The sequence below is a fragment of the Streptomyces sp. NPDC013187 genome (genome assembly GCF_042899705.1).
Taxonomy (GTDB): Bacteria; Actinomycetota; Actinomycetes; order Streptomycetales; family Streptomycetaceae; genus Streptomyces; species Streptomyces hawaiiensis_A.
Genome location: NZ_JBIBAF010000002.1, coordinates 361363 through 376480 on the forward strand (window position 1 = coordinate 361363; position 15118 = coordinate 376480).

10 protein-coding genes are annotated in these 15118 nt (G+C 70.5%); 3 read left to right on the top strand and 7 right to left on the bottom strand.

The genetic code is table 11. The annotated features are described in order from the left end of the window. Nucleotides 1–290 precede the first annotated feature (290 nt). Together ACFY5B_RS04785 and ACFY5B_RS04790 are read left to right on the top strand one after the other, a co-directional pair. Nucleotides 291–2123, top strand: coding sequence for a glycoside hydrolase family 3 protein (locus ACFY5B_RS04785; protein ID WP_389964512.1), 1833 nt, complete (start codon nt 291–293; stop codon nt 2121–2123). Nucleotides 2124–2236: 113 nt separating this feature from the next. Continuing rightward, a complete protein-coding gene (locus ACFY5B_RS04790; protein WP_389964515.1) occupies nt 2237–2902 on the top strand; it encodes a hypothetical protein in 666 nt (221 codons plus the stop codon). A 20-nt stretch (nt 2903–2922) separates the two neighbouring features. Here the strand turns inward: ACFY5B_RS04790 and ACFY5B_RS04795 are convergent, their stop codons facing one another. The 6 genes from ACFY5B_RS04795 to ACFY5B_RS04820 all read right to left on the bottom strand — a co-directional run bounded on the left by ACFY5B_RS04795 (nt 2923) and on the right by ACFY5B_RS04820 (nt 13743). Further along, on the bottom strand, nt 2923–3468 hold the full coding sequence (locus tag ACFY5B_RS04795; RefSeq protein WP_389964518.1) for a hypothetical protein: 546 nt from the start codon (nt 3466–3468) through the stop codon (nt 2923–2925). Nucleotides 3469–3565: 97 nt separating this feature from the next. Further along, on the bottom strand, nt 3566–5002 hold the full coding sequence (locus ACFY5B_RS04800) for a S28 family serine protease (RefSeq protein WP_389964521.1): 1437 nt from the start codon (nt 5000–5002) through the stop codon (nt 3566–3568). Between the two features lie 94 nt (nt 5003–5096). Further along, the gene (locus ACFY5B_RS04805; RefSeq protein WP_389964524.1) at nt 5097–5501 is read right to left on the bottom strand and encodes a RidA family protein; all 405 of its coding nucleotides are present in this window, start codon (nt 5499–5501) and stop codon (nt 5097–5099) included. Between the two features lie 140 nt (nt 5502–5641). Then, nucleotides 5642–6031: a hypothetical protein gene (locus ACFY5B_RS04810; protein WP_389964527.1), complete on the bottom strand. Its 390-nt coding sequence runs from the start codon at nt 6029–6031 to the stop codon at nt 5642–5644. A gap of 109 nt (nt 6032–6140) precedes the next feature. After that, on the bottom strand, nt 6141–9857 hold the full coding sequence (locus ACFY5B_RS04815) for an ABC transporter ATP-binding protein (RefSeq protein ID WP_389964530.1): 3717 nt from the start codon (nt 9855–9857) through the stop codon (nt 6141–6143). Between the two features lie 175 nt (nt 9858–10032). Beyond that, nucleotides 10033–13743, bottom strand: coding sequence for a hypothetical protein (locus tag ACFY5B_RS04820; protein ID WP_389964533.1), 3711 nt, complete (start codon nt 13741–13743; stop codon nt 10033–10035). A gap of 213 nt (nt 13744–13956) precedes the next feature. On the opposite strand from ACFY5B_RS04820, the gene ACFY5B_RS04825 reads away from it, so the two are divergent. After that, complete coding sequence (locus tag ACFY5B_RS04825) at nt 13957–14115, top strand: hypothetical protein (protein ID WP_389964536.1); 159 nt, start codon at nt 13957–13959, stop codon at nt 14113–14115. A 141-nt stretch (nt 14116–14256) separates the two neighbouring features. On the opposite strand, the gene ACFY5B_RS04830 is transcribed toward ACFY5B_RS04825, so the two are convergent. Beyond that, nucleotides 14257–15108, bottom strand: a complete 852-nt coding sequence (locus tag ACFY5B_RS04830; RefSeq protein ID WP_389964539.1) for a serine hydrolase — start codon at nt 15106–15108, stop codon at nt 14257–14259. Nucleotides 15109–15118: the final 10 nt, after the last annotated feature.

The window sequence follows — 15118 nt, forward strand, 5'->3', positions numbered from 1 at the left end:
CCGAGTCGGGAACCCGGGGCGGACCGGCGCCGTCCAATCGCAGGCCGTCGGAGAGTCACCACGGTGCGGTGTCGGCCCTCGCCACTGGCTGCGATCGCTGACCACCCTCTCCGCCGTACCGCGGCCGGCGGCACCCGCCGCCATCGGCGCGTCCCCCTCCTACCGCGCCGGTGGCGGCCCCCGAGCGTTGCTGCGCGTTCCCTTGACCGGCAGAAACTTCCCGGATATTCGTGACTTCTTGGAAGTTTCCTTCAGTGGATCCGAACGGATCACCTCCGGAAGGAGCGCACGTGCACGACACCGGCACGGGAAGCACGGGAAACACCGCCCAGCCCTCCAGACGTACCGTCCTCGCCGCCACGGCCGGCGTCACCGCCGCCCTCGCGGCCGCCGGGCCCGCGCACGCAGCCGCCCCGGACGACAGGCGGCTGCGCGCCCTCGTCTCCCGCATGACGCTCGAGGAGAAGGTCGGCCAGCTCTTCGTCATGCGGGTCTACGGCCACTCCGCCACCGCCCCCGACCAGGCCGACATCGACGCCAACCTCAAGGAGATCGGGGTCCGTACGGCCGCCGAGCTGGTGGCGAAGTACCGGGTGGGCGGCATCATCTACTTCACCTGGGCGCACAACACCCGCGAACCGCACCAGATCGCCGAGCTGTCCAACGGCATCCAGAAGGCCTCCCTCGAACTGCCGCGCGGCCTGCCGGTGCTCATCTCCACCGACCAGGAGCACGGGATCGTCGCCCGGGTGGGCGAACCCGCCACGCTCTTCCCGGGCGCCATGGCCGTCGGCGCGGGCGGGTCACGGTCCGACGCGCGCACCCTCGGCCGGATCGCGGGCGCCGAGCTGCGGGCGATGGGGATCCGGCAGGACTACTCCCCCGTCGCCGACGTGAACGTCAACCCGGCCAACCCGGTCATCGGCGTACGGTCCTTCGGTGCCGACCCGCGGGCGGTGGCCGCACTGGTGGCGGCCGAGGTCGCCGGGTACCAGGCGTCCGGGGTCGCCGCGACCGCCAAGCACTTCCCCGGGCACGGCGACACCAACGTCGACAGCCACACCGGCTTCCCCACCATCACGCACAGCCGGGAACTGTGGGAGAAGCTGGACGCGCCGCCGTTCCGGGCGGCCATCGCCGCGGGCATCGACTCGATCATGACCGCCCACCTGATGGTCCCGGCCCTCGACGACTCCGGCGACCCGGCCACCCTCTCCCGCCCGATCCTCACCGGCATCCTGCGCGAACGCCTCGGCTACGACGGGGTCGTGGTCACCGACTCCCTCGGCATGGAGGGCGTACGGACCAAGTACGGCGACGCCCGGGTGCCGGTGCTCGCGCTGAAGGCGGGCGTGGACCAGCTGCTCAACCCGCCCGACCTGGATCTCGCGTGGAACGCCGTCCTGACGGCGGTGCGCGAGGGCGAGCTCACGGAGGCCCGGCTCGACGAATCGATCCTGCGGGTGCTGCGGCTGAAGTCCGAGCTGGGGCTGTTCCGTTCGCCGTACGTCAGCCAAGGCGGAGTGGACCGGACCGTCGGGACCCGGGCGCACCTGGCGGCGGCCGACCGGATCGCCGAGCGGACCACCACGCTGCTCGTCAACGAGGGGCGGCTGCTGCCCCTGTCGCGGCGCCGGTATCCCAAGGTGCTGGTGGTCGGCGCGGATCCGGCCTCGCCGTCGGGCACGACCGGCCCGCCCACGGGGGTGCTCGCCGGCGCGCTGAGCGAACTGGGCTTCACCGCCACGGCCCTGTCGACCGGCACGGCCCCGTCCGCCGCGACCATCGCCAAGGCGGTCGCGGCGGCGCGGGAGGCGGACGCGGTGGTCGCCGCCACGTACAACGTCACCGCGAGCAGCGGCCAGAAGACGCTGGTGGAGCAGCTCGTGACGACCGGGCGGCCGGTGGTGGCGGTGGCGATCCGCAATCCGTACGACGTGGCCCGGCTGCCGTCCGCGCCGGCCTGCCTGGCCACCTACTCCTGGACCGACGTCGAACTGCGGGCCGCCGCACGGGTGATCGCCGGGCGGGTGAGGCCGCGCGGGAAACTGCCGGTGCCGGTGCCACGGGCGGATGATCCGGAGCAGGTGCTGTACCCCATCGGCTACGGGCTGTCGTACTAGACGTACGCCACGGACCGCGCGCACCACCCCCAACGTGCGCAAACCACCCTGTCCGCCTGGCGTGCGCCCGCTACGGCAGGTCACGCTGGGCGAGCACACTCGGGGGGACGGCGATGCGCGAGCGAAGTGTTGTGGGGGTGGTCTTCGGGCTCCTGGTCCTGATCGGCGCACTGCTGACCGGCTGCCAGAGCCCGTCCGGAGGCGTGGCGGAGGACGGCCGGCTGGGCGAGCCGGCGACCGGCAGGACCGGGAACACCGTCACGGTGTCGCCGGTGCCGACGCGGCCCTCCGGGTACGGGGCGGTGTTCCTCGCGATCGGCGAGTGCTCCTCGTTCGGCACGACGAGCTTCACCGAGGTGTCGTGCACCGGTGAGCGGGCGGCGGCCCGGGTCGCGGCACGGCACGACGGCACGGTGCGGGACGGGCCGCGCTGCCCGTCGACCACCGACTTCGTGCTGCACATCAGCGAGCAGCGGCCCGCGTCCGACGAGGACGGCGACGGAGCGGTCCCCCAGGGCTACGCCTGCATGCGCAACCTCCAGCCGCCGCATCCCGGTGACCCGGGCGGCGGGGGCGGGCCGCGCACGATCGTCGGCGACTGCGTCTACGACTCCGGGGGCGGGCAGGTCCGCGAGACGGCCTGCGACGGCACGGGCGAACGGCGGCCGCAGTACGAGGTGGTCCGGGCGGTCGCCGAGCGGACCGACTGCCCCGGCCCGACCGCCCTGTACGTCCGGCTGGGCGGGAAGCGGCCCGTGGGATGCGCCCGGCCGCTGTGAGCGGGCCTTGGCCACCGCCCTCAACCCATCAGCCCCCTGCGTGACAGTCGCCGCCTGGCCTCGGCCATCTGGTCGCGGACGTGCTCGGGGGGCAGGTCCGCCGCCAGTCGGGCCAGTTCCTCGAAGGTCGACAGATAGGTTCCCTCGCTGCCCTCGCCCCGCAACGCCCGCTCCCGCTCGACGAAGGGCCGCACGGCCTTCCAGACCGAGACGATCCGGGTGCGCAGGACCGTGACCAGCAGGGTCTGGTCGAGCAGACCGAAGACGGCGAGGTTGGCGAACGACTGGTAGTAGTACACGACGCTGCAGAAGGCCGCCTTGGCCTCGGCCGGTAGTCCGCGTACCCCGTCGGCCGGGTCGTGCTCGGCGCCCAGGCGGGTGCACACGTAGTCGTGCTGTTCGTGGAACTCCGCGGACCGGAACTCCCTGAGCAGGTCGATCAGCACCGATATGTGGTTGGCGTGCTTCGCGGTGCGGGCCTGCCGTGCGCTGAACACGATGGAGGTCACCACTGCGACGACGGCGATGGCCGTGGTCACGACGTTGAAGACGACAGAACTGTCCATCCGGTCACCGTACGGAGCATTCACCGCGGGCGCAGGAACATGCGAACCGCCCCTCGGTCCCGGGGGTGAGGGGCGGTCGTGTGCATGCGGCGGACGGTTACGGACGCAGCGTCATCTCGCGCTGCACGTCCCGCTTGTCGAGCTTGGCGTCGAACTTCGCCAGCGGCTTCGCCGCCTGCGGGTCGGCCTGCACCGCGCCGGGGGCGACGCCGGCCCAGTCGAGGATGCGGGCGGTGGCGAGGGCCTTCTGCTCGGGCACGAGGCCCGCGACGTTGGCGCCGTGGTTCATGCCGGGGGCGGTCATGACGTAGGAGTCCTTCGCGCCCTTGCCGACGCGGAACGGCTCCGCGCCCCACGGGTCGTTCTGGCCGTAGACGAACAGCATGTGGCGGGCGTTGTGCCGGACCCAGGTGTCCACGTCACGCATCGCCGACGGCTGGAACCTCATCGGGATGTCCCGGGGGACGAAGTTCCGGGGCGGCTGGTAGCCGTAGCGGATGTACTGCTTCTCGACGTGCGGGAAGCGGATGGTCGGCGCGCCGAGCTGGGTGCCGGCCTGGTAGTAGTACGGCGTGTAGGTGGTCAGGCCCTGGTCGGCGTAGGCGGAGAAGCCGGAGATCGTGTCGACGGAGTCCCAGATCGCGTCGTCGGTGGCGTTCTTCGCGTCGGCCGGGATCTGGTCGCAGTCGGACAGCAGGCTGTACTGCCAGAAGCCCCACACGTAGTCCAGGACGGTCGCCTCGTAGGCCTTGTCCAGGCTGCCGATGGTGGTGAAGGTGAGGCCGTTCTCCTCGGCGTAGGCGGCGTACTTCTTCTCCAGCGGCTCGCGGCGCACCAGCGCCTCGCGCTGCACGGCGTTCAGCCGGTCGCGGCACTCCTTGGTGCCGACCCGGGCGAAGAAGCGGTCGTAGGCCGAGTCCTCCTTGTTCACCACGTCGTTGGGGGCGACGTAGGCGACGACGCCGTCCATGTCCCGCGGGTAGAAGCGCTCGTAGTAGGTGGCGGTCATGCCGCCCTTGGAGCCGCCCGTGGAGATCCACTTCTTGGAGTAGATGCCCTTGAGCGCCTTGAAGACGCGGTGCTGGTCGCTGGCGGCCTGCCAGATGTCCAGCTTGGACCAGTCGGCCGGGGCGGGCCGGGACGGGGTGAAGAAGCGGTACTCCAGGGAGACCTGGTTGCCGTCCACGATCTGGGTGGGCTCGCTGCGGCGGGGCGTCGTGGAGACGTTGTAGCCGCTGGTGAAGAACACCGTCGGGCGCGAGACGTCCTTGTGCAGCACGGTGATGCGCTGCTGGAACGTGCCCTTCGAGGGCTTGTGGTGGTCGACCGGCTGCGTGTAGTTCAGGACGAAGAAGCGGTAGCCGGTGTACGGCTTCTCCTCCACCAGGCTCATGCCCGGTATGGAGAGCAGTCTCTCCTTGATGTCGGTGGTGCTGTCGGTGCCGGCGGCGTCGGCGGCGGTGGCCGCTCCCGCCGTGCCCAGTGTGCCTATGAGCACCGTGAGCGCCAGCAGCCATCTGAGCGCCTTGCGCATGCGCACTCCCCTGTGAGACAGATGTGCGCCGGAAGCTAGCGGACCAACTCACCGGAGCACCAGGGGACATAGGGAAAACCCTGTGTGCGCCTGCCTACGGGTTTGCGTCGAGACGCACGAGCGCGCCGATCTCCACGAGTTGGTCCGGCAGTGCCAGGTCGGAAACACCCATGACCGTGCTGGCCGGCCGGTGCTCACCGAAGTACTCGGCGTGAAGGCGTGCCGTCGTGTCGAAGTTCTCCCGCAGGTTCCTCACCAGCACCGTGGTCTCCGCTATCTGGCTGCGCTCGGCCCCGAACTGCGTCAGCACCAGGTCCAGATTCTCCAGCGTGGTGCGGACCTGCAGTTCGAAGTCGCCTGCGCCCACGAAGTCGCCGTCACGGTCATGGGACAGCTGCCCCGACACGTAGACCGTGTCACCGACCTGGGTGGCCTGACTGTAGCCGTACGACGACTCCCACGGCATGCCGAAACCGAAGGCCTTCATCTGAGAACCCATGACCCACTCCCTTGAGACAGTGCGCGGGACCGTCAGTTGCCGCCAGGCCCCTGCACGCAGAAGTTACAGGTTCGTACGAACGATGCTTGCCCGGCAGCGCAGTTGAAGTGTTCTCTGCGCGCACAGAATCGAGTTCTGGGTCAGCACAGGATCCAGCCGGAGCTGAACTTCCCCCGGCCGACCTGGCCCTTGAGCCAGACGCAGCGGCGCCCGGCGTGCACGATCACCGGGCCCGCGTGGTAGGCGTACTTGCCCGCGTCGACGACCGGCCGGTTGCCGCGCGCCTGCACGCTCACCGACATCTTGCGCTTCACGCCGGGCCTCTTGGTGAGGGTCACGGCGCAGACGTAACCGCCGCGCTTGTAGACGAGCACGGTGCCGGTGGAGAACGGCAGGGTGCGGACCTTGCGGCCGGGACAGTACGCGGAGGCGGCCTGCGCCTCCCCCGGCGCGGCGACGGCGAGCAGCCCGGAGGCGGTCAGCACGGCCAGCCCGAGCGCGAGCCGCCGGCGTATCGCTCCACTGTGCACTGTCGTCCTCCCGTACCGCGTCCTGCGCGACCATCGGCGTACGCCTGTACGGACGCATGACGTATGTCGGACGGTTGCACGAGCGTTACGGAAACGCCGTCGGGGGTGCTCAGCGGGACGCGCCGACCGGCTCCTCCGGCTCCGCGCCGATGAACGTCCGCCACAGCTCCGCGTACCGCCCGCCGCGCGCGAGCAGCTCCTCGTGCGTGCCGTCCTCGGCGACCCGGCCGTGGTCCATGACGACGACCCGGTCGGCGCGGGCGGCGGTGGTGAGGCGGTGGGCGACGACCAGGGTCGTGCGGCGGCCGGCGAGGCGGTCGGTGGCCTGGTTGACCTGGGCCTCCGTGGCCAGGTCCAGGGCGGCCGTGGCCTCGTCGAGCAGCAGCACGTCCGGGTCGACCAGCTCGGCGCGGGCCAGCGCGATCAGCTGGCGCTGCCCGGCGGACAGGTTGCGCCCGCGCTCGGCGACCTCGTGGAGGTAGCCGCCCTCCAGGGTGGCGATCATGTCGTGCGCGCCGACCGCGCGGGCCGCCGCCTCGACCTGGGCGTCGGTGGCGTCGGGCCGGCCATAGGCGATGGCGTCGCGGACGGTGCCCTGGAAGAGGTACGCCTCCTGCGGGACGACCCCCAGACGGTGCCGGTACGAGGTGAGGTCCAGGGCCCGCAGGTCGGTGCCGTCGACGGTGACCCGGCCGCCGGTGGGGTCGTAGAAGCGGGCCACGAGCTTGACGAGGGTCGACTTGCCCGCGCCGGTCTCGCCGACGAAGGCGACGGTCTGTCCGGCCGGGATGCGCAGGTCGACCCCGCCGAGGGCTTCTTCGTCGGTCCCGTAGGCGAAGTGCACGTCCTCGAAGGCGATGTCGCCGCGCAGCGACAGGACCTCCAGGGGTTCGTCGGCGGACTTCGTCGAGGTCGGTTCCCGGAGCAGCTCCTGGATGCGGCCCAGCGAGACGGTGGCCTGCTGGTAGCCGTCGAAGACCTGGGAGAGCTGCTGCACGGGCGCGAAGAACAGGTCGATGTAGAGCAGGTACGCCACCAGCGAGCCGATCGCGAGGGTCCCGTCGTCGACCCGGGCCCCGCCCACGATCAGCACGGCCGCCGCGGCCACCGACGACAGGAACTGCACGAACGGGAAGTACACGGAGATCAGCCACTGGCCCCGGATGCGGGCCTGACGGTAGCTGTGGCTGTGCTCGGCGAACCGCCGTCCGCCGTCCCGCTCGCGCCGGAAGGCCTGCACGATCCGCAGCCCGGACACCGACTCCTGGAGGTCGGCGTTGACCACCGACACGCGTTCGCGGGCCAGCTCGTACGCCTTCACGCTCGCCCGGCGGAAGAAGAACGTGGCGATGATCAGCGGTGGCAGCGTCGCGAAGACGACCAGCGCCAGCTCCACGTCGATCACCAGCAGCGCGACCATGATCCCGAAGAAGGTGACGACCGAGACGAAGGCCGTGACCAGGCCCGTCTGGAGGAACGTCGACAGCGCGTCGACGTCGGTCGTCATCCGGGTCATGATCCGCCCGGTCAGCTCCCGCTCGTAGTAGTCGAGCCCGAGGCGCTGGAGCTGGGAGAAGATCTTCAGCCGGAGCGAGTACAGGACCCGCTCGCCGGTGCGCCCGGTCATCCGGATCTCGCCGATCTGGGCCGCCCACTGCACGACCACCGTCAGCAGCCCCAGCAGGGCCGCCGCCCACACGGCGCCGAGCGCGGCCTCGGTGACGCCCGAGTCGATGCCGTGCCGGATCAGCACCGGCAGCAGCAGGCCCATGCCCGCGTCGGTCGCGACCAGGGCGAGGCTGATCAGCAGCGGCAGTCCGAAGCCGCGCAGCAGCCGGCGCAGGCCGTAGGAGTCCTCCGGCTGGACGGCCTTCGCCTCGTCGACGTCCGGTACGTCGGTGGCCGGGGGCAGCGCCTCGACCTGGGCGAGCAGCTCGGGGGTGGCGGGGCTCTCCGCGAGGGCGGTGTCCTTGCGCTCGCGGTCGCCGGTCCACAGCCTCGGGGTGACCCCGCGCTCGGCGTCGAACTCGGCGTCGAGCTCGTCCCTCACGGAGGTGTCCTCCTGGGGGCAGGCGGGCGGGGTGTGTCCCGGGGAGACCGCGCCCAGCTCGTCCGGGTCGGTGAGCAGGCGCCGGTAGAGGGCGGACCGCTCCTGGAGCTCCTCGTGGGTGCCGATGTCGGCGAGCCGGCCGCCGTCCAGGACGGCGATGCGGTCGGCGAGGTTCAGGGTGGAGCGGCGGTGGGCGATGAGCAGGGTGGTGCGGCCCCGCATGACGCCCTTCAGGGCCTCGTGGATCTCGTGCTCGACCCGCGCGTCCACGGCGGAGGTGGCGTCGTCCAGGACCAGCAGGCGCGGGTCGCTGAGGATGGCTCGGGCGAGGGCGACGCGCTGGCGCTGTCCGCCCGAGAGGGTGAGGCCGTGCTCGCCGACCGTGGTGTCGTAGCCCTCGGGCAGCTCGGTGATGAAACGGTCCGCCTGGGCTGCGCGGGCGGCCTTCTCGATCTCCTCGAAGGTCGCGTCCGGACGGCCGTAGGCGATGTTGGCGCGGACCGTGTCGGAGAAGAGGAACGAGTCCTCCGGGACCAGCCCGATCGCCGCCCGCAGGGACTGAAGGGACAGCTCGCGCACGTCGTGGCCGCCGACCAGGACGGCCCCGCGGCTGACGTCGTAGAAGCGCGGCAGCAGCAGGGAGACCGTGGACTTGCCGGAACCGGAGGAACCGACCACGGCGAGGGTCTCGCCCGGGCGGATCTCGAAGCTCAGCCCGTCGAGGACGGGGTGGTCGGCGTCGTAGCCGAAGGAGACGTCGTCGAACTCGACCGTCGCGGGGGCGTCGGCGGGCAGGTCCCTGTGGCCGTCCTCGATGGACGGCTCGGTGTCGATCAGCTCCAGGACGCGCTCGGTGCCGGCCCGGGCCTGCTGGCCGACGGTGAGCACCACCGCGAGCATGCGGACCGGGCCGACCAGCTGGGCGAGGTAGGTGGAGAAGGCGACGAACGTGCCGAGCGTGATGTGCCCGCGCACCGCCAGCCAGCCGCCGAGGGCCAGCATCGCGACCTGGCCGAGCGCGGGGACGGCCTGCAGGGCCGGGGTGTAGACCGAGTTCAGGCGGATGGTGCGCAGCCGTCCCGCGAACAGCCGGCGGCCGACCTCCCGGAGCTTGCCGGTCTCCTGCTCCTCCTGGCCGAAGCCCTTCACCACGCGGACGCCGCTGACGGCGCCGTCGACCACGCCCGCGACGGCGGCGGCCTGGGCCTGGGCGTACCAGGTGGAGGGGTGCAACCGGGTCCGGCTGCGCTTGGCGATCCACCACAGGGCGGGCGCCACGGCCAGGGCGACCAGGGTGAGCGGCACGGACAGCCACGCCATGATCACCAGCGAGATCAGGAAGAGCATGAAGTTCCCGATGGTCATCGGGAGCATGAAGAGCAGGCCCTGGATCAGCTGGAGGTCGCTGGTGGCGCGGCCGACGACCTGGCCGGTGGACAGCTCGTCCTGGCGTCGGCCGTCGAGCCGGGTGATCGTGCCGTACATCTCCGTCCGCAGGTCGTGCTGGACGTCGAGGGCGAGGCGGCCGCCGTAGTAGCGACGGACGTAGGTCAGCACGTAGACGATCAGCGCGGCGGCGATGAGCAGCCCGGCCCAGGTGGTCATGTCCCTGGTGTGTTCGCTGATGACGTCGTCGATGATCACCTTGGTGATCAGGGGGACGAGCGCCATGACGGCCATGCCGGCCAGTGAGGAGCCGAGGGCGAGTACGACGTCCTTCGGGTGGCGCCACGCATAGGCCCACAGTCGTCGTGCCCATCCCCGTTTCGGTGTCACGCCGGTACCTTCCAGTCGTCCTGAGCTGCCGGAAGGCACCAACGCGATCGGGAGCGGATTTCATCCCGCCGTGACAATTGCCGCGGGTTTTCGGGTGGGGCCGGACGCTGCCGGTGCGGCGGCCGGGCCTCGGGGCAGCCGGACGTGCGCTGGGCGGGCCCGTCGGCCACTCACCTCAGCTACCCCCGGGAGCAGAAGTCGGACCTGGGAGCCACTCGTGTGCCAGAGCGATCAGAGCGGCAACGTCGATCTTCGGCAGGGCGACCAGCGCCGTTGTCCAATGCGACGTCGCCAGGATCGGCGTGATCAGACTTCTCGCGGTGTCGGTGTCCGTCTCGGACGCGACCGTTGCCAGCCCGATCGCCTGCTGCAGCGGGTCGGATATGTCCTGCGCGATGGACACTGCTTGATCGAGCTTCCCCGCGCCTGCCGCTCCGCACGCCACCTGGATCATGGCCTGCCGGTGGAGCGCCGGGTGCGCAATCGTGTCGACGATCTTCAGGGCACGGCTTGTCCGTCCTGCCTTGGCCGTGGCTCCGGCGACCCATACCAACGCCTGCCACCGTTGTTTGAGGTTGGTGATGAGCCCGGCCACGGTCTCGGCACGATCGATGTCTCCGGTGGCGGAGGTAGCGCGTGCCGCTGCGATCAGCGCCGGGCTGCGACGGGCTCTGTCGTGGGTCGCGCAGGCCAGATCGTCCAGTGTCGCGCTCAGAGAGCGAGCATGGGCAAGGTCCAGAGGGGCCAGTTCCTCCACCAGGACGGCCAGGCCCTCGGCCTTGAGATCGGTGAAAGGCAGTTGATCCACCAGCCGTTGTGCGCGGGACGGGTCGTGGGGTGTCATTTTCCGGATCACTTCGATCAGAGCCTCATGCCGGCGCCATGGCTCGCCGAGGGAGCGCACCAGTTCCAGTGAGCGCTCGGGTTCCTTGGCGGCCGCGGAAGCAGCCGCCGCAATGTGCGCCTCCCCCCGGTAATCCGCGTATGCGATGGAGTCGACGAGATCCATGGCGCGGTCGATCTCTCCCGCCGCCGCCCGGGCAGCTGCTACGGCGATCAGGGCTTCGCCGCGTTCTCGGGGCAGACCCATGGTGTGGGCCAGGGCTTCCGCCAGATCCGCGTCTCCGGCGGCGGCCACTGCCCTGGTCATGGCCAAGAGTGCGTGGGCTTGGGGAGGAGTGACCGTGCGCACGAGGGCTTCCACTTTGCGTGCCAGTCTCTCGGCCGCCTCGGTGTCGCCGGCCGTGGTCATCGCCGATGCCACGCCGATCAAAGCCTGGGCCTTGGCATCTGTGTCCTCTATCGCTTCCGCGAGGGCGGTGGCCCGCTCGGGATCGCCTGAGGCAGCCACGGCTCCGGCGACCCCGGCCAGTGTCCTGGCCTGGAGCTGCGGTTCGGTGATGGCACGGGCGAAGATCTCCGCCCGGTCGGGGTCGACGGCGGCTGTTGCGCGCGCCACTTCGGCATAGGCACGCCACTTCTCCTCGCTCGTCCGGAAGGTGTCGATGATCTCCTGAGCGAGCTCGGGGTTTCCTTTGGCCGCCACCGCGGAGGCGACGGCAGTGTGAATGGTGCCCGCGAACAGAGACTTCGCGTTGGCTCTGGCGAAGTGCAGGGCTCGGTCCGGATCACCGGCTGCTGCCAGGGCTCCCGCCACCCCGCTGGCAGCGTGGCCGTAGGCCGTCTGGACCCGTGAGCGAACGACCGTATCGGTGATGTCGGCAATGTTCCTGCGCGTTGCGTGGGCAAGCAGCTCGGCGTCGTGGACGTGTCCGGCAGCGGCCAGGGCCTGCACCACTTGACTGAGGGTTTGCAGCCGAAGGCCCTGGTCGGAAAGAGCCGCGGCCAAGCTCTCGGCTCGTTTGGGGTCCGTGGCAGCCACTGCGCGCGCCAGTTCGGCCAGCGCTCTGTCGCGGTAGTGCGGATCATCGATGGAGCGGGCCAGGTGCTCGGCACGGTCGGGATCGCCGCCCCGCGCGACGGCGCGCGTCGTAGCCACTCCTGCCTCGTGTTCCAGGCGCGTGCCGATCCTGCGCGCTATCTCCGCGGCGAGGGAGGGGTTGTGGGCGGCCACGGTGTGCACCACCGCGTTGAGGACGTTGCGACGCTGTACGGGGTCGTCGATGGAGGAGGCGAAGCTCTCCGCTTCACCCGGGTCTCCGACGGCGACCACCTGGGCGACGGCGACCAGGGCGTCTGTCTGGGCCCGAGGGTCGTTGATCGCACGAGCGAGGGCCTCAGCGCGGGCGACGTACCCCAGTTTCGCCCACAGGGCGGGCAGATTCGTCGGGATGCGGTCGTTGCGGTGCTCCAGGCGGTCCAGACGGCCGGCGATCCGAGCCAGGGCCAGGACATGGGTGTCGGGACGCGAACGGTCGAGGATCATGTCGCGGACGGTGGTGAGTTCGGCCAGGGCCGCCGCGTCGCTGCCAGTGAGGTCGAGCATGCGTTCGTGGCGTGCGGCGTCGCGCGTCAGGTCGATGAGCCGCTCCACGTCGTCGTGAGCGCGCAGCAGCCCGAAGTAACCGCTGAAGAGGTACTCGGGGGCGTTCTGGGGCCACGAACTCAGACGGTAGCCGTCGGCCCAGGTGTGGATCCGGTCGTGGTAGCGCTTCAGCGACGTGCCGAAGGCCTGCTCCGCAGTGACCTGGAGTTCCTCATGGCCCAGGATGTAGACCTCGTGCCCATCGTGCGGACGCCACCGGCTCTCGCGCGGCTCGAAGGTTCGTCCGGCCACCGTGTGCAGGTGGTTCCTCACCGTCCAGGCGCTCACGTCGACGAGTTCCGCGAGATCCGCTGCGCTCAGACCACCGCCGGCGGCCGTGATCAGTCCCAGCAGGTCCTGCTCCAACTGGGTGCCGTTCAGCAGGCGTTTGAGCTCCCGCTCGAGGTCGCCCTGGATGTCATGCGCGTGCCTTGAAGTGCCCAGGATGCGAATGATCGACGGGTCGTACAGCGGATGCCTTCTCGGCACATCGTCAGGGGGCGGGGGGTTGTTGCGGCTGGCAACCAGAATGCGGAGATTGGCCGGCACCGGGTCGGGCAGCAGGGCGGCGATGCTGTGCGCATCCGGCCTGCTGGTCACGCCTCGGTCCTCGTCGAGGCCGTCGACCAGCAGCACCAAGCGCGTCCCGGCCTCACCGCACAGTGCAGCCGCACGGTCCAGCAGATCCAGGTAGTACGGCTCGCGGGCCGTGTCAGTCAGGTACTGGGAGACCAGGTCCTCCCCCAGCAGGCCGGCCAACTGGCCCATCACTATCTCGGTGAAGGCAGTGCGGTCGTTCTGGGCCGCATAACGTGCGGTCACGAAGAAGGGCACCACCTGGACTTCAGGGGGCGGGTGCAGCGCGAACCACGCCATCAACGCGGTTTTGCCGGACCACTTGGGCGCCCGCCACCAGCTGTAGGACGAAGAGTCCTCGGCAGTGCAGAAACGGGCGAGTTCGGCCAGCTCGTCCTCACGGTCCAGTAGCTGCTTCGGGGCAATACGCCGAACCTGCCACCAGTACATAGCCTGCTCGGCCCGCACTTTCCAGGCCGGCCCACCAGGGCGTTCACGCGCCTGTTCCCGCCGAGCCAGCTCCACCTGCCGGCGCCACCAACGCTCGTCCGGCGGCTCGCCCGCCCACCGTGACCACACGTGGATCAACGCGATGAGCGCGTCGTCGCTGTCGGACCCGGGCACCTTGAACCGTTCGACCTCTTCGGGCGCCCAGTCACTGGTCCGCTTCCCGTTGAACTCCTGCGCTCCCGGCAGGCCGCTCTCGCGCACCGTGTGTTGTAGAGCTGCCTGACTGGCGGACTTGGCCGCGGCCTTGCGGGCAGTTTCGGCTCTCTCGCGCAGCCCGCGCAGCCGCGCGTGTAATTCCCGCTTCTGGGCTCCCACCCGGGCCGCCCCTTCCTTCGCCGCTCCAGCCCGCTCGTGCCCGCGGCGGGCGCGGCGTCCATCGGCCGGAGATGGGTCTGACCGGCAGCGTAGCCCGCACTCCGCCCGCCGCACCCGCGATCGAGGACACCGCCCGCCAGTGGAGGAAAGAGTCACAGCAACGCCGGGCCCGGCGGTCCGATCCGACTCACATGGTGATCAGGAGACTGCTCCATGACCGACCACACCAACCGTGACACCGACGCCCCACGTGCCCGCCGGGCTCCACGAAGCTTGCTGTACCGGACGGCCCTTCGCGCCGCCTTCAGCCTGGCCGGCTCGTCCGGTCCGATCGCGTACGCCCTGGTGCAGTGGTGGATCCGCACCCACTGAACGTCACCTCTGGGTGAAGACAGGCGCTGTACATCCGCACCCGGGCGGGTCCGGCAGCGGTCAGGCACGTGACCGCCGCCGACCCGCCGTACGGAGGGCGGAGTGAGTACTCGCCGGTCCGGTGGGACCGGGCCGGTGGTCTCAGCTCGCCGCAAGATCCTTGTGGATGACCTTGGCCACGGCCTGGATGGTGGCGATGCCGTAGTTCATCGTGCTGTTGCCGTGGGTGAGCACCGTCATCACGTAATCGTGGCCGCCGCCCTTGAACGCGCCGACGCTGTGCACCCGCCACCCGTTGGTGGAGCGCTGCAGCCAGCCGTTCTTGACGGCCACGGTGACGCCCGAGGGCACGCCGTACGGGGTGCCCCAGCGCTGGGACGACACGACCTGGCCCATCAGCTTGAGGATGTAGGCCCGGGAGTTGTCGCTCAGGACCGCGTTCTTGGCGGTGAGGAGCTTCAGCAGCTTCTGCTCGTCGGTGACGGTGATCTGGGTCAGGCCCCAGTAGCCGTTCGCTCCGGGCTTGGTCTGCGTCATGCCGGCGGCCGCGAGGAAGTTCTTGATCTTCGTCATGCCGAGCTGCTTCCACAGGGTGGAGGTCGCCGCGTTGTCCGACTTGGTGATCATCGCCTTGGCGAGGCTGTGCTCGCGGTCGGTGAGGTACCGGTTCGATTTCTTCGCGTCCCACAGCAGCGTGGCGAGGACGGTGACCTTGACGACGCTGGCCGAGTCGTAGGCGGAGCTCGCGCGCAGCGTGCAGGTGGTGTTGGTGCTGCGGTCGTGGAGGCCGACGGCGACCGTGCCCTTGCGGGTGGCCAGCGCGGCGGTGATGTCCTTCTTCAGCTTGGTGGCCAGCCCGGCCTTGGCCGACGTGCAGGTCACGGCCGGCGGGGCGGCGGAGGCAGGCGTGGCGGCGGCTGTGAGCGGCACGAGCACGCCGGTACCCACGGCCGCTGCCAGCACTCGCGCGCGGCGGGATATCCCAGAAGTCATGCCCCCCTTG

Coding starts and splice junctions, on each gene's coding strand:
- ACFY5B_RS04790 (WP_389964515.1), top strand. CDS start 2,237: ATGCGCGAGCGAAGTGTTGTGGGGGTGGTCTTCGGGCTCCTGGTCCTG.
- ACFY5B_RS04795 (WP_389964518.1), bottom strand. CDS start 3,468: ATGGACAGTTCTGTCGTCTTCAACGTCGTGACCACGGCCATCGCCGTC.
- ACFY5B_RS04800 (WP_389964521.1), bottom strand. CDS start 5,002: ATGCGCAAGGCGCTCAGATGGCTGCTGGCGCTCACGGTGCTCATAGGC.
- ACFY5B_RS04805 (WP_389964524.1), bottom strand. CDS start 5,501: ATGGGTTCTCAGATGAAGGCCTTCGGTTTCGGCATGCCGTGGGAGTCG.
- ACFY5B_RS04825 (WP_389964536.1), top strand. CDS start 13,957: ATGACCGACCACACCAACCGTGACACCGACGCCCCACGTGCCCGCCGG.
- ACFY5B_RS04830 (WP_389964539.1), bottom strand. CDS start 15,108: ATGACTTCTGGGATATCCCGCCGCGCGCGAGTGCTGGCAGCGGCCGTG.